Origin of the sequence: Marivita lacus, assembly GCF_014637725.1 — a bacterium.
Lineage (GTDB): Bacteria > Pseudomonadota > Alphaproteobacteria > Rhodobacterales > Rhodobacteraceae > Marivita > Marivita lacus.
On sequence record NZ_BMFC01000008.1, the window covers coordinates 168,506 to 190,580 of the forward strand.

At 60.5% G+C, this 22,075-nt stretch carries 20 protein-coding genes and 2 pseudogenes; 12 read left to right on the forward strand and 10 right to left on the reverse strand.

Annotated elements, in window-relative coordinates:
- Position 1: 1 nt before the first annotated feature.
- Together dctP and IEV82_RS15325 are read right to left on the reverse strand one after the other, a co-directional pair.
- The gene (gene dctP / locus IEV82_RS15320; RefSeq protein ID WP_188482899.1) at positions 2-1,036 is read right to left on the reverse strand and encodes a TRAP transporter substrate-binding protein DctP; all 1,035 of its coding nucleotides are present in this window, start codon (positions 1,034-1,036) and stop codon (positions 2-4) included.
- Positions 1,033-1,911, reverse strand: a complete 879-nt coding sequence (locus tag IEV82_RS15325) for a shikimate dehydrogenase (protein ID WP_188482900.1) — start codon at positions 1,909-1,911, stop codon at positions 1,033-1,035. The genes dctP and IEV82_RS15325 overlap by 4 nt, the downstream gene beginning before the upstream one ends.
- 245 nt (positions 1,912-2,156) lie before the next feature.
- On the opposite strand from IEV82_RS15325, the gene IEV82_RS15330 reads away from it, so the two are divergent.
- From IEV82_RS15330 to IEV82_RS15345, 3 genes and pseudogenes are all read left to right on the forward strand, one after another.
- A complete protein-coding gene (locus tag IEV82_RS15330; protein ID WP_229747850.1) occupies positions 2,157-3,746 on the forward strand; it encodes an alpha/beta hydrolase fold domain-containing protein in 1,590 nt (529 codons plus the stop codon).
- Positions 3,747-4,416: 670 nt separating this feature from the next.
- A pseudogene (locus tag IEV82_RS15335) lies at positions 4,417-4,686 on the forward strand (transposase); the annotation flags it as partial.
- Between the two features lie 416 nt (positions 4,687-5,102).
- Entirely contained in the window at positions 5,103-5,792 is a 690-nt protein-coding gene (locus tag IEV82_RS15345; protein WP_229747851.1) for a DUF1989 domain-containing protein, read from the forward strand.
- Here IEV82_RS15345 and IEV82_RS15350 read toward each other — a convergent pair.
- Both IEV82_RS15350 and IEV82_RS15355 read right to left on the reverse strand, forming a co-directional pair.
- Positions 5,762-6,385, reverse strand: a complete 624-nt coding sequence (locus tag IEV82_RS15350; RefSeq protein ID WP_188482903.1) for a phosphoribosyltransferase family protein — start codon at positions 6,383-6,385, stop codon at positions 5,762-5,764. The two genes, IEV82_RS15345 and IEV82_RS15350, sit on opposite strands and share 31 nt — an antisense overlap.
- Entirely contained in the window at positions 6,382-7,023 is a 642-nt protein-coding gene (locus IEV82_RS15355) for a BtpA/SgcQ family protein (protein ID WP_229747852.1), read from the reverse strand. The genes IEV82_RS15350 and IEV82_RS15355 overlap by 4 nt, the downstream gene beginning before the upstream one ends.
- Positions 7,024-7,222: 199 nt before the next feature.
- Between IEV82_RS15355 and IEV82_RS15360 the strand changes: the two genes are divergently transcribed.
- The 8 genes from IEV82_RS15360 to speB all read left to right on the forward strand — a co-directional run bounded on the left by IEV82_RS15360 (position 7,223) and on the right by speB (position 14,510).
- On the forward strand, positions 7,223-8,098 hold the full coding sequence (locus IEV82_RS15360) for a LysR family transcriptional regulator (RefSeq protein WP_229747853.1): 876 nt from the start codon (positions 7,223-7,225) through the stop codon (positions 8,096-8,098).
- Between the two features lie 145 nt (positions 8,099-8,243).
- Positions 8,244-9,380: a polyamine ABC transporter substrate-binding protein gene (locus tag IEV82_RS15365; RefSeq protein WP_188482906.1), complete on the forward strand. Its 1,137-nt coding sequence runs from the start codon at positions 8,244-8,246 to the stop codon at positions 9,378-9,380.
- Positions 9,381-9,478: 98 nt separating this feature from the next.
- Entirely contained in the window at positions 9,479-10,333 is an 855-nt protein-coding gene (locus IEV82_RS15370) for an ABC transporter permease (protein WP_188482907.1), read from the forward strand.
- Entirely contained in the window at positions 10,330-11,124 is a 795-nt protein-coding gene (locus IEV82_RS15375; protein ID WP_188482908.1) for an ABC transporter permease, read from the forward strand. The genes IEV82_RS15370 and IEV82_RS15375 overlap by 4 nt, the downstream gene beginning before the upstream one ends.
- Entirely contained in the window at positions 11,121-12,206 is a 1,086-nt protein-coding gene (locus IEV82_RS15380) for an ABC transporter ATP-binding protein (protein ID WP_188482909.1), read from the forward strand. The genes IEV82_RS15375 and IEV82_RS15380 overlap by 4 nt, the downstream gene beginning before the upstream one ends.
- Before the next feature lies 1 nt (position 12,207).
- Complete coding sequence (locus IEV82_RS15385; protein ID WP_188482910.1) at positions 12,208-13,095, forward strand: polysaccharide deacetylase family protein; 888 nt, start codon at positions 12,208-12,210, stop codon at positions 13,093-13,095.
- 9 nt (positions 13,096-13,104) lie between these two features.
- The gene (locus IEV82_RS15390; RefSeq protein WP_229747854.1) at positions 13,105-13,551 is read left to right on the forward strand and encodes a nucleoside deaminase; all 447 of its coding nucleotides are present in this window, start codon (positions 13,105-13,107) and stop codon (positions 13,549-13,551) included.
- Positions 13,548-14,510 (forward strand): agmatinase, encoded by a 963-nt coding sequence (gene speB / locus IEV82_RS15395; protein ID WP_188482911.1) that lies wholly within the window; start codon positions 13,548-13,550, stop codon positions 14,508-14,510. The genes IEV82_RS15390 and speB overlap by 4 nt, the downstream gene beginning before the upstream one ends.
- A gap of 501 nt (positions 14,511-15,011) precedes the next feature.
- Here the strand turns inward: speB and IEV82_RS23660 are convergent.
- From IEV82_RS23660 to IEV82_RS15420, 6 genes and pseudogenes are all read right to left on the reverse strand, one after another.
- Positions 15,012-15,229: pseudogene (locus tag IEV82_RS23660) on the reverse strand (IS256 family transposase); the annotation flags it as partial.
- Between the two features lie 151 nt (positions 15,230-15,380).
- On the reverse strand, positions 15,381-15,977 hold the full coding sequence (gene scpB, locus IEV82_RS15400) for an SMC-Scp complex subunit ScpB (RefSeq protein ID WP_188482912.1): 597 nt from the start codon (positions 15,975-15,977) through the stop codon (positions 15,381-15,383).
- A 2-nt stretch (positions 15,978-15,979) separates the two neighbouring features.
- Positions 15,980-16,864 (reverse strand): DUF1403 family protein, encoded by an 885-nt coding sequence (locus IEV82_RS15405; RefSeq protein ID WP_188482913.1) that lies wholly within the window; start codon positions 16,862-16,864, stop codon positions 15,980-15,982.
- 203 nt (positions 16,865-17,067) lie between these two features.
- Positions 17,068-18,012 carry a TniQ family protein gene (locus IEV82_RS15410; RefSeq protein WP_229747855.1) on the reverse strand — a complete coding sequence of 315 codons (945 nt, stop codon included), beginning with the start codon at positions 18,010-18,012 and terminating at the stop codon, positions 17,068-17,070.
- 71 nt (positions 18,013-18,083) lie between these two features.
- Complete coding sequence (locus IEV82_RS15415) at positions 18,084-18,962, reverse strand: TniB family NTP-binding protein (protein ID WP_188482915.1); 879 nt, start codon at positions 18,960-18,962, stop codon at positions 18,084-18,086.
- Entirely contained in the window at positions 18,955-20,544 is a 1,590-nt protein-coding gene (locus tag IEV82_RS15420; RefSeq protein WP_229747856.1) for a TnsB C-terminal domain-containing protein, read from the reverse strand. The genes IEV82_RS15415 and IEV82_RS15420 overlap by 8 nt, the downstream gene beginning before the upstream one ends.
- 362 nt (positions 20,545-20,906) lie before the next feature.
- On the opposite strand from IEV82_RS15420, the gene IEV82_RS15425 reads away from it, so the two are divergent.
- Entirely contained in the window at positions 20,907-21,893 is a 987-nt protein-coding gene (locus IEV82_RS15425; protein ID WP_188482917.1) for a tyrosine-type recombinase/integrase, read from the forward strand.
- Positions 21,894-22,075 lie beyond the last annotated feature (182 nt).

Sequence of the window (22,075 nt, forward strand, 5' to 3'; positions counted from 1 at the left end):
CTTAAAGACCATTGATTCCGTCAAGCACACCATCCGGCCAAGACTCGGAGAAACGCGAGCTCTGGAAGACCTGCAGCACATGGGTGCGGAAAGCTTCCTTGTCGGGCTCGTAGACCTCAAGGCCTTCGCTTTTGAAGAAATCGACCAACTCGGCTTCCTGGCTGATCGTGTCGGCATCCATCGCATCCTGAAACGAAATCGCGCAGTCCTGCACCCTGGCCTGCTGTGCCTCGTCCAGGCTGTCCCACTTGGACCCGGACATTGAGAACACGTTTGAGGCGATCAGGTGACCTGTCAGGATGATCTGGTCCGTCACTTCATGAAATTTCATCTGCTTGTTTGCGGTAAGCGGATTGTCCTGGCCGTCGATGGCGCCTGTCTGCAGCGCGGTATAGACTTCGGTGAAAGCCAGCGGCGTCGGGTTTGCACCAAGAGCCTCGCCAACGAATTGCCAGCCTTCGCCGCCGGGCATGCGCAGCTTGACACCGTTGAGATCGGCGGGCCTCATGACTTTGCGTTCGCCGCGAATGTTGACATGGCGTGTGCCGATATAGGGCCAGGCAAGCACCTTGATTCCGGTGGCCTCCTCCATCGTGTCGATCAAGCCGTCAAGCACGTCGCTGTTGAACGTCGCGCGCATGTGCTCGTAGTCACGCCACAGGTAGGCCGTGCCGAGGATCGACGTCGCGGGCACCTGGTTGTAGAAATCAAAGATCGCCAGGTTGGCCATGTCCAGGTTAGCCCGTTGCATTGCTGTGAGCTCGGTCCCCTGCTTGAACAGGGTCGCACCAAAATAAGGTGTGAACTGAAATCCCTCACCCAGACAGTCGCCGAAGTGTTCTCTCAGCAAGGTGGAGCGGCGGTCACCTTCCTGCACGGTATCCGAATAGATGATCTCGACCGTGTCGGCAGAGACGGCACTGGCGCTCATTCCGGCAACCAGGGCGAGAACCAGCGCGCTTGCGGTTCCTTTGGTTGAAATGGTCATGATTTCCTCCCTATGACGCATTGAACGAGGATGGCGAACCGTCCTCAAGTGAAGGAGTCGAATGCTTCGCGCATCCGATCCACGTCTGGTTCACAGCCCGTGAAAAGCTCGAAGGCCCGAACAGCCTGATAAAGCGCCATCCCCGACCCAGGCAGCACCGCGCAACCCTTGGCACGCGCGGTGGACAACAGATCCGTCTCCAATGGGAAATAGACGATGTCAGCAACCCAGTGATCGGGGCGGATCGCCTCTTCTGGCAGCGGCATTCCCGGTAGCTTATCCATCCCCACGGGGCTCGCGTTGACAATGCCCTGAGCCTGATCGGCAGCCTCGTATACGTCGGTGGCGACCTCAGCCCGGTGTGGACCGTAATGTTCAGTCAACAGCGCCACGAGCTCGATTGCGACCTGATCATTCACATCACGTATCGCCAAGCGTGCGACACCCGCATCCAGCAACGCATGTGCGACAGCACCACCTGCCCCGCCGGCGCCCAACAAGAGCACGCGGTCGCGCGGAGCACCGGGCAGCCCTTGGCGCAGGCTCTCGCTGAACCCCCAGTGATCAGTGTTATGCCCCGAACGGCGCCCGTCGCGGAAAACGACTGTATTCACAGCGCCCACATTGCGCGCCGCTTGCGAGAGTTCGTCCATGAGCGGCAGCACCGCACGCTTGTAAGGATAGGTAACGTTCAGACCATCGAAACCCTCGGCCTCCAGCAACGCCAGAATCTCGGCGGGGTCCTCGGGAAGGCTGCGCACTTGGGAATCGACCAGATAATAGTCGTAAGAAACCCCTGCCGACGTGGCTGCCGCCATATGCATGCGCGGCGTCCGCGTCCCGGCGATGCCACTTCCAAGAAGTCCGATCTTCAAGGCGCGGGCCGGGCTTTCGCCTGCCTGCGCCGCGATTGTGCTGTTCACTGCGGTTCTCCTCCCAGACGCCGCATCCCTTGACGAGACAATGGACTAGGTGGTTAATTCAGTCAACACTATGTTCGCTACGGTTAAAAAAGATCCCGCAGCACATGAGGATTGCCTTGGTTTCCTGCAGGTAGGCCAATAGGTTACAAGCGGGTAGAACCGGGCGAGAGGGGGCGCAAGACATGGGAGAGACGGGCGAGAGCGGGGAACAGCAACGCGGGGGGTGGAAGCAGAACCCGGACGCGGTGCGTGACAACATCCTTCATGCGGCCCGAGAAGTCTTCGCCCGTCACGGCCTCTCGGGCGCTCGCATCGACGAAATCGCCCGGCGCACCCGCACGTCAAAACGGATGATCTATTACTACTTTTCCGACAAGGAGACACTCTATCAAGCCGTCCTGGAAGATGCCTACACGCGCATGCGCCGTGAAGAAGACGCGCTGGATTTGGGCAAGCTTCATCCTGTCGCGGCCCTTCGTGAATTGGCCGAATTCACATTCGAACACCACCGCCACGACACCGACTTCGTGCGTTTGGTGATGATCGAGAACATCCATGAGGGAGAGCATATGTCCCGGATCAAGTCGATCTCGGGGCAAAACAGTTCGGCCATCGCGTTGCTGGAAGACATCTACCAGCGCGGGGTCGAAATGGGGCTGTTCCGTCGCGGACTCTCGGCGCTTGAATTGCATTGGCATATTTCGGCGGCCTCGGTCTTCAACGTCTCCAACCGCGCGACGTTCTCGCACATTTTCGGAGACGACATTTTCACGGAACGCGGCCAGCAAAAGCTACGCCGACAGGTTGGCGACATGATCCTGGGTATCGCAATGAAACCGGGCCTGTCCGCCGAAACCGACATGCCCCGCGCAAGAGAGGAAGCACGCATGATCAATCCAGATATTTTCCGGTTCCTGGAGGTGTGGGACGCAAAATGGGCCACTCTGACACCCGAGGCCACAGCCGCCGATCGCCGAGTGCATTTCGAAAGCATCGCGCGTGACATGCGCCTGCCCACCCCACCGGATGTCGAAACAGATGAGGAACATTGGATCGATAGTGACGGCGGTCCCGTGCGCGTGCGCATCTTCCGCCATGCCTCGGGCGGCAGCCAGCCCGCGCTGATCTACATGCACGGCGGCGCATGGATGCAAGGCAGCCCCGAGACGCATTGGGACATCACCGCACGGATCGCTGCCTGGAACAAGCAGACGGTGATTTCAGTCGACTATGCGCTGGCTCCGGAACACCCGTTCCCAGCAGGCTACTTGCAAGTCCTTGCAGTAGCCCGCTGGGCCCATGAAAAGGCCGCCGAACTGGGCATTGATCGCACCCGCATCGCGATCGGCGGTGACAGTGCCGGCGGCAATCTGGCCGCCGCCGTCGCGCTGACAGCCCGCGATGAAGGGATTCCCATGGCCGGGCAGCTCCTGATTTACCCGGCTTGCGACTTTGACCGGTCACGTCCCTCCTACACCGAAAACGCCGAGGGCCCGCTGCTGAAGGTTGCCGGGATGGCGGCAACAAACGCGCTCTATTGTGCCGATGTCGCGCAACTCAACACCGATCCCCGCATCGCGCCCTTGGCCGCGCAAACCCATGCAGGCCTGCCGCCTGCCTATGTGGCCGTGGCCCAGAATGACCCGCTACGCGATTCTGGCAATGCCTATGCCGAGGCCATGAAAAACGCCGGTGTCCCAGTCACGATCGAGCCGGGCGAGGGCCTCATCCACGGATATCTGCGCGCGATGGAGTACTGTCCAGAGGCGGAAATCCGGTTAAAGGAAATGGCAGCGTGGCTCGACAAAACTGTGAATCAAAATCAGAGATCATGAGAGATCCATTTTGCGCTTTGAGCGCGCGATGATCTCTTTGTCCCGTCAGACAACGGCGAAGATACCTTGAACCATCAATCAAGCCGGATCGCGCTCGATCCATGGCAATAGGCGGGACATATCGTCGAAGGCGGCGATATTGGCTTTCGAGCGCGTATCCTTCAACGCCGTTTGGTGTGAAATACTGTGTCGGACGCTTGTCACGGGAAGATTTTGCAATGGCATAAAGGTGTCTGCGCGATGCGTCGCGAATGCGCGGTCACACTGCCCTATCTTTGAGCGTGTTCGGCGAAAAAGCAGACGAATGCTGTCGAGCAGAAAGACCTAACGGCAGCCTGAGCGCAGTTTTTATTTTCAAGCGTACCCGAGCCACTAAGGCTGAATTGGGTAAAGCAAATTTTAACCGTGAATTTCCAACGGAACGTCCATTGTCTATCAAATGAACACTCGTCATCCAAGGAGCGATCCTGAAATATGCAGGGTCGGATTTTAAAGGAGTCTGTCTAATCTTGTGCCGCCGCTGGATCAAGGCGCAGATGACCGACGCCTGGGTATCGGAGGAAACCATCTATACTATAACAGTCGAGAACATTCTTCAGGGCATCTCTAAAAATTGCCCTGACCACCCCGCTGGGACAGAAAGCGGAGGAGAGACGGCTGGGGTATAACGATGGCGCAGATGGGGTTCTGTGATCTTTCCGACTGCTACGCAAGCCTTGGTGCCAAGCGCAACCCTCTGGTCGAGATCGACGCGGTGGTCCCGTGGGAGGAATTCCGCCCGACACTTGACGAGGTCTGACGCAAGCCCGAGGCGAAGCGCAAGTCGCGTGCCCGGCGCAAGCCGAAGGACGCCGTGGTGATGTTCAAGACGATGTTTCTTGGCGCGCTCTACAACCTGTCGGACGACCAGATCGAGTATCAGGTCCGCGATCGGCTGAGTTCCAACGAGACAAAAGTCGCGCCAAGATCAGTGTGGATCGCGGCCGACGTGATGATTGCAGTACAAGGCTTTTTCATGGCTGTCTGTCTCCTGTACAGGTGGGTGCCTGAGCAACCCCACTCTGCCAGAGCGCCGGTCGCGATCCACCGCTCATGGAATCTTGAACCGGGACTTCGATGCGGTCAAAAAACGCCATCGAGGTGCCTTGGAGCAACGGCCTGGCGAAAGGTCAGATCAACCGCCTGAAACCCCTCAAACGCGCTATTTACGGCCGGGCCGGTCCAGAATTGTTGCGCGCGAGAATGCTACCATTCCGCCACACAAATTGAGGCAGAGCCCAATAAAGATCTACGCGACATCCGGCGACTTCACCTATAAATCCTGTGATGAATATTCGCGAGGGAAGGCCGAACTCCATGATCTCGGAAGGCACCAACCGGACGCTTGATCTGGCGATTTCACCAGATGGGAGCGCCGCGCCGGGACAGCTCTACACCATTGAGGCACGCAGCGGGGTCGCGGTGCGGCTGCAAAAGGTGCAGCTGCTGCGCATCTTCAATCCAAGCGGACATCAAGTCTGCGATTTCTGGGCCTTTGCAGCAGGTGATCTGACCGAGTACCTGTCCATGGCGCATCTGCACACGTCCCTCGGCTCGATCTTTCCAAAGGTCGGTGACAAGCTGGTCACCACTCGGCGGCGGGCGTTGTTCACGCTGACGGAAGACACCTCTCCGGGCGTACATGACACGATCATCGCCTCTTGCGATGCGGCGCGGTACCGCGAACTGGGCTGTACGCAATATCACGACAATTGCGCCGACAACCTCTGCATGGCGCTCTGCGCCATCGGATTGGAGGCGCCACTGGTCCCGGCGCCCTTCAATATCTGGATGAATGTCCCAGTCGCTGCCGATGGCAGCACCCGGTTCGCGCCCCCGGTGTCAAAACCCGGCGACCGGGTGGTCCTGCGCGCCGAGGATGACGCCATCGCCGTGATGTCTGCCTGTCCGCAGGATCTCACGCCGGTGAATGGCGAGAATGCCGCGCCGGATATCCTGCAATTCGACGTGGTAGATCAGGCCGGGAACGCGAGCTCGGGACGGTAGGCCTCAAAGCTCGAGAGAGTTTGCGCGTTGCATTCGGTTTGCCAACGGGAGCCAGGTAGGACGGCCGAGATGCAGGGATAGGTCGCGCGGTAGTGATCGGTGCGCTCATTTTCCTCGATCGCAACCGCCACAAGGCCGGCAACCACACCCTTCTGCCGTTCAACGAGGTGGATTGCACCATCCATGGTCCCGCCGGTTTCCACCCATTGATCGACCAGCAAGACGCGGGTGCCCGCCGCAAAGGCGGGAAGGCGCATTTCCATGTCCTGTGTGCGGCCCGAATAATTGCCGAAGGAGACCCTGTCGGTGTCCACGCACAGCTTGCCAGCCTTGCGGATCGGCAGGAAACCAACGTCGGAGCGGGCCGCGAGCGCCGCAGCAAGCACGAAGCCCATCGCGTCAAGCCCGGCGACAACGTCGTATTCGACCTTCTCGAGGTCCGCCATCAGGTCATCGAGAAGATGCGTGAATGCCTTTTGGTTGATGTAAATCGAGGTCGGATCGAGCCATGCGAATTTGTCGCCCTTTGTGTTGGGTGCCATGATGTTCAGATACCAACGGTCGTCGCGGGGGCCTTTGTCGTGCTCGGTCATGTCAACGGTTCCTGTCCTAGGGTTCGGGTGACGCGCATCAGCGCGGCGAGCCGTTCCGGGTCGATGTCGTAGAAATTGCCTGGAATGTTGATGCCGGTTGCGACCATGAAACAGTCCACATCCGCATAGCTCGCCGCATTTTCAGGTGTGATGCCGGAGGCCAGCGCGAGGGGTTTGTCCCCGATGGCCGCGCGGAAGGTTTCGATCTTGCCCAGGTCGGCCTCTTGTCCGGTGGCCACGCCGGAGGTCGTGACAACATCCATGAAGGCACAGGCCTCGCGGGCGGCGGCGCCATGGTGCTCTGGGGCGATCTCGCGTTGCTTCTTGAAGCAGGTGCCGCCAAAATAGAGCCCCCGCCAGCCGTTCTGCTCGTAGACCTGCGCGATCTCGCGCGCCTCTGCGTTTTGCCCATGCTCGTCGATGCATGCGTCATCAGCCCAATAGGCATCGACGGTCACGCCGTCTTCGGCCAGGGCGCCGAGCATCGGAAAGGCATTCTTCCCGGTCACCGCGAGAAAATTCACGCCGAGCCACAGGGATGGGTAGGCGGCGCGCACATTGCGGATGATCGGAAGAAAGCGCTCGGGCTCGAAATCGTGGTTGATCAGAAAACAGCCCGGCGCGCCCGCCGCGATCACGTGGCGCAGGTTTCGCAAGGTCCGGGGTGTGTCGAGCACATGCAGGACAGGCAGGACCACAGGTCCTGGCGCTTTGAAATATTTGTGAAAGTCAGATCGGTTCATGGGAACATGATTAATCTTGGATCGCGGATTGATGAAATTTATAGTTGCAATTGTTCAATAAGGATTTGAAATCTCAATCATGCGCATTGTCAACTTGCCCACCGACCTTTTGCGGACCTTCATCACCGTGATCGAGGTTCGAAGTCACACCAAGGCTGCCGAGTTGCTCAACCGGTCGCAGCCCGCCGTCAGCCTTCAGATCAAGCGACTGGAAGACATGGTTGGATACAAGCTTATCCGGCAGAAGGGGCGCATAATGCATGTCAGCGAGAAAGGCGAGGCGCTTGCGATGCATGCACGGCAAATCCTGCGTCTGAACGACCTCGCGATCGGACTCTTCGAGCGAAAGCACGCGGACAGCCTTCTGCGGATCGGCCTGCCACTGGATTACGGCGTCCGGCATTTGCAACGGGCGGTCACAGGGGTGATTCATGCGCATCCGGCGTTGCGCCTTACGGTTCGCTGCGACCTATCTCGGAGCTTGCAGGAAGCACTCTTGCGCGACGAACTCGACATGATCGTCGCGCTCTATCAAGGGGGCGATCCGCAGTTTCTCGTGCAGAGTTGGGAAGAGCAGCCGGTTTGGGTTGGCGCGGATGCGCTACAGCTGGACGCGTTCGACGCGTTGCCGCTTGTCGCTCACCCGACGGGATGCGTTTACCGGCAACGCATGACGGACGCGCTGAGCTCTGTGGAGCGCAACTGGAATGTCGTTTTCTCTAGCCCTGACATCGATGCGGTACAGCAAGCCGTGCGCGATGGTCTTGGCTTCACCAGCCTGACCTCACCCACCACGCTGGAGGGAATGCGGCGCGTTTCGCCCAGCGAAGGTCTGCCAGCGCTGGAGCCGATCCGTATCGGTCTGTTCTACCGGCAGACCCGGTTTGGCAGTTGGGGCAACCTGGTCGCGGAGACGCTGACCGAAGCAATCGAAACGACCCTGCAAATCGACGCAAAACTGCGTGCCTGAGATAACAAACGTTAATGCATTTATATGCGCGATAAATTTCCTCCCCTCCCTGATTCTTACTAACCTTCTCTCGACTGCACTTGGAGGCTTTGAACGACCTCTTTCCAAGGCATGACGAACAACAAACAGCAGTGGAGTATGGAAGATGGCTATCAAGGACAAAACAACGATAAAACATTACGTTAGACGAGATGTTCTGAGGCTTGGCGGGGGTGTCGCGCTGTCTGCTCCCTTTGTCGGAAGGGCATGGGCGCAGACCACCGAGATCAACATGCTGGCGTGGTACGGGCATGGCGAGCCGGACATGGTGGGGGCGTTTGAGGAGGCCAACAACGTCAAGTTTGTGCCCAAATATTATGCAGGTGGGGACAATATGTTGGCACTCATCGCGCAATCGCCTCCCGGCACCTATGACATCATCCTCTCCGACGGCGAGTTCGTCCAGCAGCTCAACGCCGCTGGCTACATCGAAGAGCTGGACGCGAATGACTATCCGTTCGACGACATGCTGCATGAGGATTTCACCAAGTTCCCCGGTCACTGGGAGGGCGACACGCTCTACTCGATGATCCTGCGCGGCGGGCATCTCGGGGTTTCCTACAACACCACCGCGATGAGTGCCGAAGAGGCAGCGAGCTACGAGGGCTTCTGGAAGCCGGAGCTTGCTGGCAAGGTCGGCCATTTCGACTGGCACCTGCCGAGCCTTGGCATGATGAGCCTCAAGAACGGCAACGGTGCTGGCCTTTGGGATCTGACGGACGATCAGTGGCAGGCTGTTCAGGACGTGACGATGACGCTGCGCCCGCAGGTCGGTGGCTTCTTCGACTATGGCGGCACGTTCAACAGCCTCAAGAACGGTGAAATGCTCGCCATGTGCGGCATCGGCGATTGGATCACGGGTGTTCTGGAACGCGACGGCGCGCCGGTCGCCTCGGTGATTCCGAAAGAGGGCGGCATCCAGTTCACCGAAAGCTATTGCATCGGCAAGAACAGCAGCAAGGCGGATCTCGTCAAGAGCTTCATCCAGTACATGATGTCTCCCGAGGGGCAGGTCAAATCGGCCCAGATGCTCGCCTATCCCGGCTTCTGCGTGACCAAGGCCGGCCGGGCGCTCCTGCAGGAGGTCGATCCTGCCGAAGCCAAGCGCAGCCACCAGATGGACGGGATGCCGAACGATCCGATCGCGCTCATCAACGAAGGCCGCATCCACTATCGCGACATTCCCAAGCAGCAGACGCTGGAGGACTGGAACGACTTCTGGTCGGAATACAAGAACGCCTGATACAGGCCACATCGCGTCCCGGTCCTGACCCGGGGCCTCGCGCTTCACAGGCACGGGGTCCCGGATCAGGGTCGGGGCCAGGTTTTTTGGTGAACATTGTGAACAGACGCCTCGACCTCTACGCACTGACATGGCGGTTGCCGATCATCCTTTGGCAACTGGTCTTTTTCGTTGGCCCTGTCGTGTTCATGGTCGCGATGTCCTTTTTCGTCGTGCGCAATTACCGCATGATGGAAGCCTTTGAATTCGCCAACTGGGAGCGGATGCTCACCCGCGGCTTTTTCTGGGACAGCTACTGGTACACGCTCTTCGTTGCGTCCCTCAGTGCAACCATCGCCATGTGCGTGGCCTTCCCGGCAGCATGGGCGCTGGCGTTCCGCGCCTCGGAGTCGGTGCGGCGATGGGCGATTTTCCTGCTCGTGATCCCTTTTTTCACCTCGTATCTCGTGCGGACCTTCTCCTGGTACGTGATCCTTGCCGAAAGCGGGGTTTTGAACGCGATGCTTGGCTATATCGGCCTTGGTCCGTTCCGGATGCTCAACACCCATTTCGGAACAATCGTCGGCTACCTGACTCTGACTCTGCCGCTGGTGGTGATCCTGCAGACCGTGAGCATGGCGAATATCGACAAGACGCTGGTCGAGGCCGCGCGGAACCTCGGATGCAAGCCACTGGCGACAATCTGGCGGGTGGTGCTGCCGCTGTCGAAAACCGGGTTCATCGTGGCGGCGTTGTTCTGCTTCATCCTTGCCTTCGGGGATTTCGTCGCGCCCTTCTACCTCGGTGGCTCGCAGGAGCCGACCCTGCCGATCCTGATCCTCGACACGACCAAGTCCGGGCAACAATGGCCGCGCGCTGCCGTGGTTGCGATCATGATGATGCTCACGCTCTTTACCATCGCCTTTACCGCCATCGCGCTGGCGTATCGCAAACCAAAGGGGGCACGGGCATGATGGGGCGCGGGCTGAACATCTTTCTTGGCCTTTATGTCGGCCTCATCTTCGCCTTCGTCTTCGCGCCAATTCTCTTCAGCCTTGTCTTCTCGTTGAACTCCCAGCGGTTTCCGACGATCCCGCTCGGCGAGTTCACCCTCGAATGGTATGTGCAGATCTGGAACGATGAGGATGTCTGGCAGGCGGTGCGCAACTCTGTGATCGTGTCGAGCAGCACCGCGGTGCTCGCCACTTTCCTCGGCTTCTGCACGGCCTATTCCGATTTTCGCTACAATTTCCGGTTCAAGGGCCCCTATCTCGCGCTCATCCTGCTGCCGCCGACGATCCCGCTCATCATCATGGCGCTTGCGATGCTGGCATGGCTGTCGCGCATCGGGCTGTCGGGGCAGCTCTGGTCGATCATCCTGGCGCATTCGGTGCTGACAGCGCCCTTCGCCATGGCGCTAATCCGCCTGCGCCTGCATCAGATGGACCCCGATCTGGAGGCTGCCGCGTGGAATCTCGGAGGAAGCGAGTGGCAGGCGATGCGCCATGTGATCGTGCCATTCTGCGCCCCGGCCATCGTCTCGGCGCTCTGCCTCACCGCGGCCATATCCTTCGACGAGTTTGCCGTGTCCTGGTTTGTCTCGGGCCTCAACAAGACCGTGCCCATCGTGATCCTCGAAATTGTGCAGGGCAATATCGACCCTACCGTGAACGCCATCGGAACCTTCGTGTTCCTGACTTCCATGACGCTGGTGATCCTTGCACAAGTGATCTTCATCGGCCGCCAGATAAAGAGCCACTCATGAGCGAGCCACTTGTCACTTTCCGCAATGTCGAAAAACGCTTCGACGATTTCGTTGCTGTCCGGGACATGTCCCTCGACATCCATGAAGGAGAATTCCTCGCGATCATGGGCTCGTCAGGCTGTGGCAAGACCACAACCCTGCGGATGCTTGCTGGGTTGGAGGCACCCACATCCGGGGAGATCCGGATCGGCGGGCGGCTGATGAATGATGTCAAACCCCATGAGCGAGATACACCGCTTGTCTGGCAATCGCTGGCCTTGTTTCCCTTCCTGACCGCGCGGGAGAACGTCGAATTCGGGTTGAAGATGCGCGGCATGGCAGCGGCCGAGCGCAAGCGGCGCGCCCTCGACTGGTTGGAGCGGATGCAGATAGAGGCGTTTGCCGAACGCAACGTGGCCACGCTCTCGGGAGGGCAGAAACAGCGTGTCGCGCTGGCCCGCAGTCTGGTGATGGAGCCGCGGATGCTTCTGCTCGATGAGCCGCTTTCTGCGCTCGATGCCAACCTCGTGATCCGGATGCAGGGTGTTCTGACGCGGTTGCAACGCGAGTTGGGGATCACCTTTGTCTACGTGACGCATTCCCAGTCTGAAGCCTTTGCCATGGCCGACCGGGTGGTGATCATGAGCCAGGGCGATATCGCGCAGATCGGCTCGCCCAAGGACATCTACCGCGCCCCGGCGAACCGCTTCGTGGCGGAGTTTGTCGGGCGCAACAATATCCTCAGCGGCACGGTTGGCGAGACCGGTGGCAATGGATTGCACATCGACACCCCACAGGGGCGCTTTGTTGCCCACATGCCCGAGACCGTGCCCGCGCAAGGCGCAGAGGTCAGCTTTACCGTTTCGGCTGATCTGGTCACGCTCTCGCTCACCGAGCCCGAGGCAGTGAACAAGGTACAGGCCACGCTGATCTCGGAGGAATTCATTGGCTCCGTGGTCACATTGTTCTTCGAGGGCGCGGACAGGTTGGAGTTCAAGGTGCAGATGCAGGAACGCGCGCTTCTGGAGCTCGATCTGGAACCGGGCAGTGCCGTCTGGCTCAGCTGGGAGGCCGAAAACGCCAATATCCTGGAGGATAATTGAGATGATCCGCAATCCAATCCCATGGCCGAACGGCGCGAAATGCGCCGTGGCGATTACCTTCGACATGGATGCCGACAGCCTCATCCATATCGCGCGGCCCGAGGACAGCCACCGCCGTCTCTATCCGACCTCGATGGGGCGCTACGGGCCGAATGTCGCGATCCCGCGCATTCTGGACACCTACGCGCGCCTCGGTCTGAAACAGTCCTTCTTCATTCCCGGCTGGTGCCTTGAGCACTACCCGGCAGCCGTGGAGGCGATCCTCAAAGGCGGGCACGAGATCGGCCATCACGGATGGATCCACGAGGATCCGATTGCCACCTATGGCAGTCAGCGCGAGCCCTTCGAGCGGGCGCTCGACGCCCATAAGAGCATCTGCGGCAAGATCCCGGCAGGATATCGCGCCCCGGTCTACAATATCACCGACGAGGTGGTGGACCTGATGCTGGAGCATGGGATGCGCTATGACAGCTCGCTGATGGGAGACGATATCCCGCACGCGTTGCAAAACGCCAGAGGACAGCTTTACGAGATGCCCGTACATTGGGGCACTGATGACTGGCCGCCCTTCGCCCATTACGACGAGATCGGCTACCTGATGCCGGTGAAGTCCCCCTCCGAGGGGCTTGCGGGGTTCTGGCAAGAGTTTGACGCGCAATATGAGGCAGGGGGCTTCTTCATGCTGATTGTGCATCCGTTCCTGACCGGGCGCCTCGCCCGCTGGCGGCTGGTGGAGCAGTGGATCGAAAGCACGCTGGAGACCAAGGACGTGTGGTTTACAACGCTTGGCGGGATCGCCGATCATATGGACACTCTGGTCGCAACAGGTGCATGGTCGCCCAGTATCGAGCGTCTTCCCTATTTCGACATGCCCCCGGCACAAACCTGAGGTTTTCCCATGATGACAGAAGACGACAAGCGCCTGCTTCGGATCGCCTATGACGAGGCCAAGGCGGGATTTGACGAGGGCGGATGCCCGATTGGCTCGGTGCTTGCGCGCGGCGGCGAAGTGGTGAGCCGGGGCCGGAACCAGCGGGTGCAAGGCGGCGATCCGATTGCCCATGGCGAGATGGACGCGCTGCGCAAGGCAGGTCGGCAAAAGACCTACCGCGACGCGGTGCTCTACACATCGCTCAGCCCCTGCATGATGTGCTCTGGCACGATCGTGCAGTTCGGTATTCCCCGCGTGGTGATCGGGGATGCGACCAATTTCGGTGGCAACGAGGAGTTCCTGCGGTCACGCGGCGTCGAGGTGGTGATTGCGGAAGACCCTGATTGCGTGGCGTTGATGAAACGCTTCATCGAGGAAAAACCGGAACTTTGGGCCGAGGATATCGCCGAATGAGTGATCCTTTCTTTCACCCGGTCTCTGGCTTCGATCTGCCGCGCTTTGCCGGGGTGCCGACTTTCATGCGCCTGCCCCATGTGGATCTCGATCATCCACGCCTTTCTGAGGTTCAGATCGGACTCATTGGCGTGCCCTGGGACAGCGGGACCACGAACCGGCCCGGCCCGCGCCATGGGCCGCGCCAGTTGCGCGATGCCTCCACCATGATCCGCGCGCAGAACGGCGCGACCGGCGTGCGTCCGTTCGAAAGGGTCAATTGTGCCGATCTGGGCGATGTGCCGCCAAACCCAGCCGACCTCCTTGATTCCATGGAACGGATTACGGGTTTTTATAACCGTGTCATGGCTGCCGGCATCACGCCGCTGACGGCGGGGGGCGATCACTTGTCTTCACTGCCCATCCTGCGGGCCCTGGCAAAGAACGCGCCACTGGGCATGATCCATTTCGACAGTCACACGGATCTCTTCCACAGCTATTTCAACGGCACGAAATACACGCATGGCACCCCGTTCCGCCGCGCAGTCGAGGAAGGGCTGCTGGACCCGAAACGGGTGATCCAGATCGGCATTCGCGGCACCACCTATGACATGGAAGACCGCGATTTTGCCGCGTCGGTGGGTATCCGAATTGTCCCCATCGAAGAGTTTTTCGCGCGCGGTGTCGAGGACGTCATGCGTGAGGCGCGCGAGATCGTCGGCACCGAAGCCACCTATGTCTCTTACGATATCGACTTCGTCGATCCGGCCTTCGCGCCTGGCACGGGCACACCGGAGGTTGGCGGACCAACCGCATTTCAGGCCTTGCAGGTGGCGCGGCTTCTTGGTGGTGTGAACATTATCGGCGCTGATCTCGTGGAAGTCTCACCCCCCTTCGACGCATCGGGAAACACAGCGTTTCTCGGCATGTCGATCCTCTTCGAGATGCTTTGCGTGATGAGCACGCCCCGCGAAGGGTGACCCGCCTTACCGCGCGGCAGTCATCGAGCCGGTCGCGTATCCCGGAAGACACCAAAACCACTCTCCCGGATGGCGTGAACTTGCGTTTGCAAAGGGCGTGATGGATGTAGCAACGGTGCAAGCGTCTGTTGTCGCGTGGGAATTGAAAAGTTTTGGGGTTCCAGATCGAGGACGACCTGGAGCCTCCCAGATTTTGTCTGAATCGAAAAGGGATTCGCCTTCGGTCCTTGATGTAATTCAGAATCCATAGTGGTGATGGAGGCCAGCATGGATTACAAAAAACCTATTCAGATGACCTTCGCGAACGCATTGTTTCGGCGATGCAGTCAGGAGGGGATGCTTGCGTGAATTGACGACGGGCGCATGGATAGCAGTGTTGTAGACAGGCGTATGCGACGGCAGGCGCGAACAGTCCCAACCTAGATTACAATACGCCACATTCGAAACCGCCGCTGCCCTGTCACCTCAGAGCTATTGTCGAGTCTGCTGTCCAAGCGATCCTCACGCAACGGCTTGATCTTGGTTTAAGGCTTGATGCCGTTGACGAAATCGACGCCTTGGATGACGTCGGCGAGATGGGCAAAACCGCGCAGCTTGCGCCAGCTTTTTTCCCCGCATTGCCCGAGCTTGAACATCATGTTCAGCATGCCGTCTCTGCTGAGACAGCCTTTGCGTTTGATCAGGTGCCGGATTTGTGAGGTAGACTGCACCAAATTGGAGCGGACTGGCGATATCATTCACCGATACCACCCTGCATCGGCCCATACCCAGGCCGTGCTCCGCCTCTACAAGTCCGCATTTGGCAGACCTCGCACAGGCGGCAGCGCGGCTCCATCAGAAGCGGCTGGCGCTTTGAAGGTTTGACGGGTTTCAAGGGCGCGCGGCCAGCCCGGCGTCACCCAGTTGCTCCCGATCGGGCAGGTCGCGCAAACTCTCGATCCCGAAGGCCGCAAGGAACGCGTCTGTGGTCACAAAGGTATAGGGGGCACCACGACGCGGGGCGCGCGGTCCGGTTGCAATCAGACCGTGAGCATGCAGCCGCCCGACCAGGTCACGGCTGATCTCCTTACCGAAGATGTCCTTCAGCCCATCGCGGGTGATCGGCTGGTGATAGGCGATGGCGGCCAGCACCGCGACGTCGAACTCGTTCAGGTCCAACAGCTGGTCGCCGACATCTGCCGCAATGCGGATCGCAGGCGCGTAAGCGGTCCGCGTCCGGAACATCCACCCCCCGGCGACTTGGGCAATCTCGAACGCTCGGCCTTGCAGATCGGCGGCCAGATCCTCGACCAGCAGATCAACCGAGGCCGCCTGCCCCACCACGCGCGCCAGGTCCTCGCGCGGTACAGGCGAGGCGGAGGCAAACAGCACCGCCTCGACCCGACGCATCCATTCCCGCCAGCGCAACTCCGGCGGCAGGTCCGCCAACTCAAGGTCAAGCTCGGGCTCTGGGCGATCCTTGGTCACGCTCACACCCCGTAAAGGCGAAAACTATCGCGACCTGTCAGTTCTCGCACCGCGTCGAGATCAACCAATCGGTCACAGAGCCGCCGCGCGGCGCGGTCCGGCAAGGGCAAGGCACCAGGTGCCACCGCGTCCTGTGTCAGGAATATCTCGACCGCCTCCCCGGCCCCCTTGGCCCGAAGCTTTGGTGCAACCCCTTTCAAAAGCGCAGCCCGGCGCGCGAGGTCGCCGGCGAGACGCACGGCGTCGACCGCGGATGCGGTCACAGCGCGATGACAGGCCAGGCGAAGGTCGTCGCCTCGCTTGCGCAGGTCGGCGCGTTTCACTCCCGCCGCCAGCAGCGGCACGAGGTGATCCCACCCGAGCGCCTGCGCAAGGGCCGCGTCCGCGAGGATCAGCGCCGGGACTTCTGCACGGGGTGCCTCCATCAGGACAGCCTCCAGCACCATCGCCGCGCGGGTCACCGGTTCCCCTTTTCCCGCATCGAGCCACGTGCCGATCTGACTTGGCTCCAGGGTCGGCAAGGCTCGACCCAGCGCCTTGACCGACACCGGCCGGTCAGTGGCGCGACGCCACGCCAGATATGCCTCCCCAGCCGGGCCGGGCAGGTCGCCGGGTCGCAACAGGTGTACCGCGTCGCGCAACTCCCCTGCCCGTTCCGGACGACCCGAAAACGCGACACAGGCCTCGGCCGCGCGCAACGCAAGCCGATTCCGCGACAAGGCTTGGGGTACCGCATGATGTCCCAGCACAACATGCAGGTGGTTCAACGCCGCACCCGACAAAAACGCCACATCTTCAAGGGTATCACCTCGCGCAGAGGTGATCCAAGAGGGTTTCTTGGCTATCCTTTCGAGGGTGTCGATGGGATCGTGCCGGGCAAATGTCATGTTTGGAGCGTACACCGAAGCGGCGCTTTTTGCCAGAATGAAACGTACAAACCGCCCTGCCTTGTCGCCGTTCATTACGTCCGATAAGTTTGCATTATCGGACGTGACGAGATATTCTCAAAAACATGGGCATGTCGTTTTAGTTTTGTCGGATGACCGGAAATCATGAGATTCAAGCACTTCCCTGAAAAACGAGTCGGGGTTCATGAGATTCTGTACCGGTATTTATGAGACTGGATGAGTCGATATTTGTGAGACTGGCGTTGTCTCGCGGTTTTTTCGGCAGTCTGGTGTGCTTTCTCGTCGCGCTCAGCGCGCCAGAACCGGGCCGAGATGCTTCGCCTCAACGAGAGAGGCCATGAGCGGAGCGCCTCCCGGACCCGCTCTTGTCCGTTCATGTCACTTGCGAGCAGCACGTCAATTGCTCGGGCCACGGGATCTTCGACGATCCGGCCGATGCCAGCCGTCAGCGAGAAACACTGCAATAGCGAGCCCTGCGTCAGGGCGTGGAGACCGGGTCGCACCGGCTTGGTAAGCACTGGCGCCACCTGATCGTATTCAGGAACGACGACCGTCAGCGCTTGTCGGATGATCGGCGTGGTCAGAAAATCATGATAGTCCCGTCGGTCTTTCAAAGACATTCGCGGCTGCTCGTCGACGTTCGGCGGCGAAGCCCGGCGATGCCGCGCCGTCAGAACCTGGAGCACTTCGGGCACCCCTAGGTCCCCCTGCCCCGCGCCGCGCACCCAGGCATCGAGATGCGTGGCTCCGGCTCCGGCATATTCTTCGAGTTTCTTGAAGTGATCGCTTCCGAACCGGGCGGACAGGGTCTCGCCGGTGGCATCATGAAATTCCATACCATGCACCGGACAGCGAAATCGCCACGGTAGAGCGGCGGCTTTGCGGTGCAGGTCTTCGGGACAGTGCGGGCACGGAAGCCGGTTCTTCCGCGCGATCATCATGCGTGCCTGCGGCCCCAACTCCCGGAAGGTCATGGCCTGCACCGCTTCGGGCAAAAGGCCGGTCCGAGCCGCGATCAGGGCCCCCTGCCCTTCTGAAAGCCGCCATTCCAGGTCGAACACGTCCTGCCCCTGCAGGCCAAGTGCTGCGACGAATTCCGAAACCGTCATGGCGTAGAACGGGGCCATGCGCGCGGCCCAGGAAGACAGTCGTTCGTCGACCTCGGGGGGGTAAACAACCGGCAGGCGCCCAAACCCCGTCACACCGGCTCTCCCAGGACCGCCTGCAACCGGTCGCCGCCCAGAATATCGCGCGGAAGGATGCGTTCTTCGCCGCTTTTGATGGCGGCGATCGCCAGCTGCGACAGGATCGAAAAGATACCAGAGGTGATACCGCCGGTCACCTTGATCAATCGCGTCAGCGCCTTCTCGTCGATCTGGCTTTCGCGTCGAAGCGGCAGCGTGCGCGTGAGCGTGCTCATCAACCCATTCAAATCATCGCCTTCCCGCCAGGGCGGCAATGCGAAGGCCTCGAAACGGCGTACCAGCTGATCATCGGTGCGCAGTGCGTTGCGAGCCTGCGCTGTACCAACACAGACCAGCGGGATGCGCAGCTCGTTGCCCAGAAAGCGCAGCATGTTCAGGAATCGCGCCTGTTCGCGGATCGTCCCCGCCTGCAGGCTGTGGATCTCGTCGATGACCAGCGTCCCCGGGCGCAATTCGGCGAGCAGGCGCAAGGCCAGGCTTTCCAGCACAGAAAGTGTTGCCCTCGGTGGCTCCGGGGCACCAATCGCCGCCAGGATCCGGCGGTAGAAACGCGACTCGTCAGGCCCAGACACCATCTGCACGGCGACGACCGGCATATGCAGCCGTCCGCTCACCTCATCGAAGCTGGCAGCGTGATCGCGGGTGAACTTCTCGATGATCATCGTCTTGCCCATGCCGCTGTCACCGACAATGAGCAGGTTCGGCATGCGGGCGCGCTCAGGAAACGACATCAGCGTTTCCAGCTTCTCCAAGGCGGCCTCGGCCCTGGGATAGGAGACCCAGCGGTCGGCGCGGATCCGGTGAATGCGCTCCTCGGCGCTGAGCGCGGCGATCTTGCCAGCCCCCGGATAGAGATGCGGAAACTCAGTCATCGTCGTACCACTCCTCGACCTTGAAGCCGGGATGGCTGAGGAACGGGCTCCCCTCCCCTTCCGGCCCAGGCAGGGCTTCTCGCGCAGCGATATCCGGTGTCACATCGATCATCGGCAGAGGGGTGAGATGCGACCGCCGCGCCTGATGGCGCCGTATCGCCTTGGTCTGTCGCTCGGCGCTGTCGACGAGGTTGCGCTGCGCCTCGATCGCCCTAAAAATAAGCTCCTCATCTACCGACTGGCGCCCGGCCTCACGCAAAGCCCGTCGCGCCGCGCGGTGCTCCCAGAGCGTGATCGCAGGCCGTGTCAGATCCGCCGGTCGGGCTTCGATGATCCCGTTCTCTGTCAGCACGAAGAGGCGCGAAAGATCGCGCGGGTCGTATTTGAGCGTGAACTTGCGGCTTTCCCGGCCCATCAGCCAGCGCAGCTCGTCCGACCAGTAGCGAATATGGAAGAGATGAAAGCCATCGCGCTGCAAAACGCGCTGCTCTGAGGGCAGAAAATCGACCAAGAACTGCCTGAGATCGGCCGGCATGCGCAACCGCGCCCCATCTACCTTGGCCGCCCAGGCTGCAGAAGGTGTGGTTTCCAGCGCGCTGTGGACCCGCGCATGATAGGAACCGGTAATCTCGAGGGCGAGCCAAGTTTCTAGCTCTCCAAGAGTCATGACCGCCTCGGCTTCGGCGTTGAGATCACTGCGCTCGAATATGTTGGAGAAATGCGAGCCCGGCAGCAGGTGAATTGCGCCCATCATCGTGCCGATCAGCCGCTCGATATGGCCGCCATAGCGCGGCGTTCTCGGTGGTCGGTGCTGCAGGTCGATCTGATATTCGGAACAGGCCCACTCGAAGGCGCGCGCGTGGAACTCCGCGCCATTGTCCACGTAAATCGCGTTCGGGATACCCTGTGCAGACCAATCCGTGCTGATGCCGCGCGCCACTAGCCAGTGGGATTTGTCCATAACAGCATGGGTCAGACACAGTGCGACAGCCAGCAGCGATGGCGGCTCCAGCGACAGGTGAAACCCCAGAACCATGCGGGTGTTCACGTCGATCGCGACCGTCAGCGTCGGGCGCCCGAGCGGTCGACGCGTCACCGGGTCGACCACAGTCACATCTGCCTTGGTGTGGTCGATCTGGACGATGTCGAGAGGGCTGTCTGCGGTGAGGCCTCCCGGCGTGGCCAGATGGCGTCGCTCGGCCTTGTCCTTGCCTTCACGCCGGGCCATCAGCTTTGCTTGGTCGTGGCCCTCCAGCCAGCGGCCCAAACGCCGGATCGAGGGCGGGGCCAACCCTTTCGCCCGACAATCAGCCGCGACCTCCCGCCAAAACCGCGTCCTGGTGGGTTTGCGGCGGGTGGCAAAAAACCCCTTGAAATGGTGGGACACGATCTCTTCCACCGCCGGGCTCAGCGGCTGCATGCCAGGTTTGGGGCCCCGGGTGTCCGGCAGTAGAGCACTGGTCCGCCCGTCCTCGCGGAACTGCTTCACCAGACGAAAGAGCGTGGATCGGCTGACATTCAACTGACACATGGCCCAGTCGACATTGCCCTGCGTGAGCTGGGTCGGCAGCTCCGCGATCACCTTCGCGCGAAACTCCGCTTCTTCCCAATCCTTGTCAGCAAGAAATTTATCGGACATAACTTACTCAACGGACGGATGCCGGATAGTCTCACCAATGGTGACTCAAATCGGCGTCCAGTCTCACATACCCTGAATCGGTTTCAGAAATGCGACACAGGCAAGCTATTGAAAATAAATGGAACACAGTCTCAGAAATTCCGGCAGACCGACAGGGTAGTCGCACAAATAATAGTACCAAAGTTGAGGGTTCGACAGGGTTTGAGTCTGAGATTTCAAGCTCAGCACCCCATACCGCGCCGAACAGTGACGAGCGCGACGAGAGAACCTCTAGGGACGGAGCCTCAATCGCTCTGCCCGCCCATATGGCCAGCTCCGGCGCGCTTGACCGGCTGATCAATACCGCCCGGGACTACGCCGAGGCCTCGACGGCTGGGAACACGAACAGGGCCTACGCTGCCGACTGGAAACACTTCACCCGCTGGTGCCGACTGAAAGGCACGGAAGCTCTGCCCCCCTCGCCCGAGATGGTTGGACTTTATTTGGCTGATCTTGCTGCACCGGCCGGAAAGGCCTCTGCCCTTTCGGTCTCCACGATCGAGCGTCGTCTCTCGGGGCTTGTCTGGACCTACAGGCAGCGCGGGTTCACTCTTGATCGCCAGAACCGGCACATCGCCACCGTTCTGGCAGGGATCAAACGCAAGCATGCGCGTCCGTCGGTCCAGAAGGAAGCGATCCTGCCTGACGACATCCAGGCCATGGTGGCCACCCTTCCCTACGATCTCCGCGGGCTCAGAGACAGGGCGATCTTGCTTTTGGGCTATGCAGGCGGCTTGCGCCGGTCGGAGGTGGTCTGCCTCGATGTGCATAAGGATGACACACCGGACTCCGGCGGCTGGCTCGAGATCTTCGACAAAGGCGCGCTGCTCACGCTCAATGCCAAGACCGGGTGGCGCGAGGTCGAGGTCGGGCGTGGCTCAAGCGAACAGACCTGCCCCGTTCACGCGCTTGAGCAATGGCTACACTTCGGACGCATCGGCTTTGGGCCGGTCTTCGTGCGCACCTCGCGCGATGGCACACGCACTCTCGAGGCCCGCCTCTCCGACAAGCACGTCGCACGGCTGATCAAGGCAACCGTTCTGAAGAGCGGCGTCAGATCCGATCTGCCGGAAGCCAAACGGCTGGCAATGTTCTCTGGCCATTCCTTACGCGCCGGACTCGCCTCGTCGGCAGAGGTTGATGAGCGCTATGTTCAAAAGCAACTTGGTCATGCAAGCGCCGAGATGACCCGGCGCTATCAGCGGAGGCGCGACAGGTTCAGGGTGAACCTGACCAAAGCCGCAGGGCTGTAGCGCTCAGGAATCTTGACGCGCTGGTGAAGCGCTAAGGCGAAATTCCATCGCTTCAATTGTAAGCATTCGCTGGAGGCCGCGGTCAAGCGACCTTGACCAGGGGCGTGGCCCCGTCCCATTCCCACGGCAGCAACTCGTGCAGGCGCGAGACCGGCATATCGGAGATGCGGGCGATGATGTCG

Excerpts from the sequence above, each read along its gene's own strand:
- IEV82_RS15350 (WP_188482903.1), bottom strand. The coding sequence starts at position 6,385 with ATGACCGAGCACGACAAAGGCCCCCGCGACGACCGTTGGTATCTGAAC.
- IEV82_RS15405 (WP_188482913.1), bottom strand. The coding sequence starts at position 16,864 with ATGACATTTGCCCGGCACGATCCCATCGACACCCTCGAAAGGATAGCC.
- IEV82_RS15385 (WP_188482910.1), top strand. The coding sequence starts at position 12,208 with ATGATCCGCAATCCAATCCCATGGCCGAACGGCGCGAAATGCGCCGTG.
- IEV82_RS15380 (WP_188482909.1), top strand. The coding sequence starts at position 11,121 with ATGAGCGAGCCACTTGTCACTTTCCGCAATGTCGAAAAACGCTTCGAC.
- IEV82_RS15375 (WP_188482908.1), top strand. The coding sequence starts at position 10,330 with ATGATGGGGCGCGGGCTGAACATCTTTCTTGGCCTTTATGTCGGCCTC.
- IEV82_RS15415 (WP_188482915.1), bottom strand. The coding sequence starts at position 18,962 with ATGACTGAGTTTCCGCATCTCTATCCGGGGGCTGGCAAGATCGCCGCG.
- IEV82_RS15410 (WP_229747855.1), bottom strand. The coding sequence starts at position 18,012 with ATGGCCCCGTTCTACGCCATGACGGTTTCGGAATTCGTCGCAGCACTT.
- IEV82_RS15390 (WP_229747854.1), top strand. The coding sequence starts at position 13,105 with ATGATGACAGAAGACGACAAGCGCCTGCTTCGGATCGCCTATGACGAG.
- IEV82_RS15365 (WP_188482906.1), top strand. The coding sequence starts at position 8,244 with ATGGCTATCAAGGACAAAACAACGATAAAACATTACGTTAGACGAGAT.
- IEV82_RS15345 (WP_229747851.1), top strand. The coding sequence starts at position 5,103 with ATGATCTCGGAAGGCACCAACCGGACGCTTGATCTGGCGATTTCACCA.
- speB (WP_188482911.1), top strand. The coding sequence starts at position 13,548 with ATGAGTGATCCTTTCTTTCACCCGGTCTCTGGCTTCGATCTGCCGCGC.
- IEV82_RS15425 (WP_188482917.1), top strand. The coding sequence starts at position 20,907 with ATGGCCAGCTCCGGCGCGCTTGACCGGCTGATCAATACCGCCCGGGAC.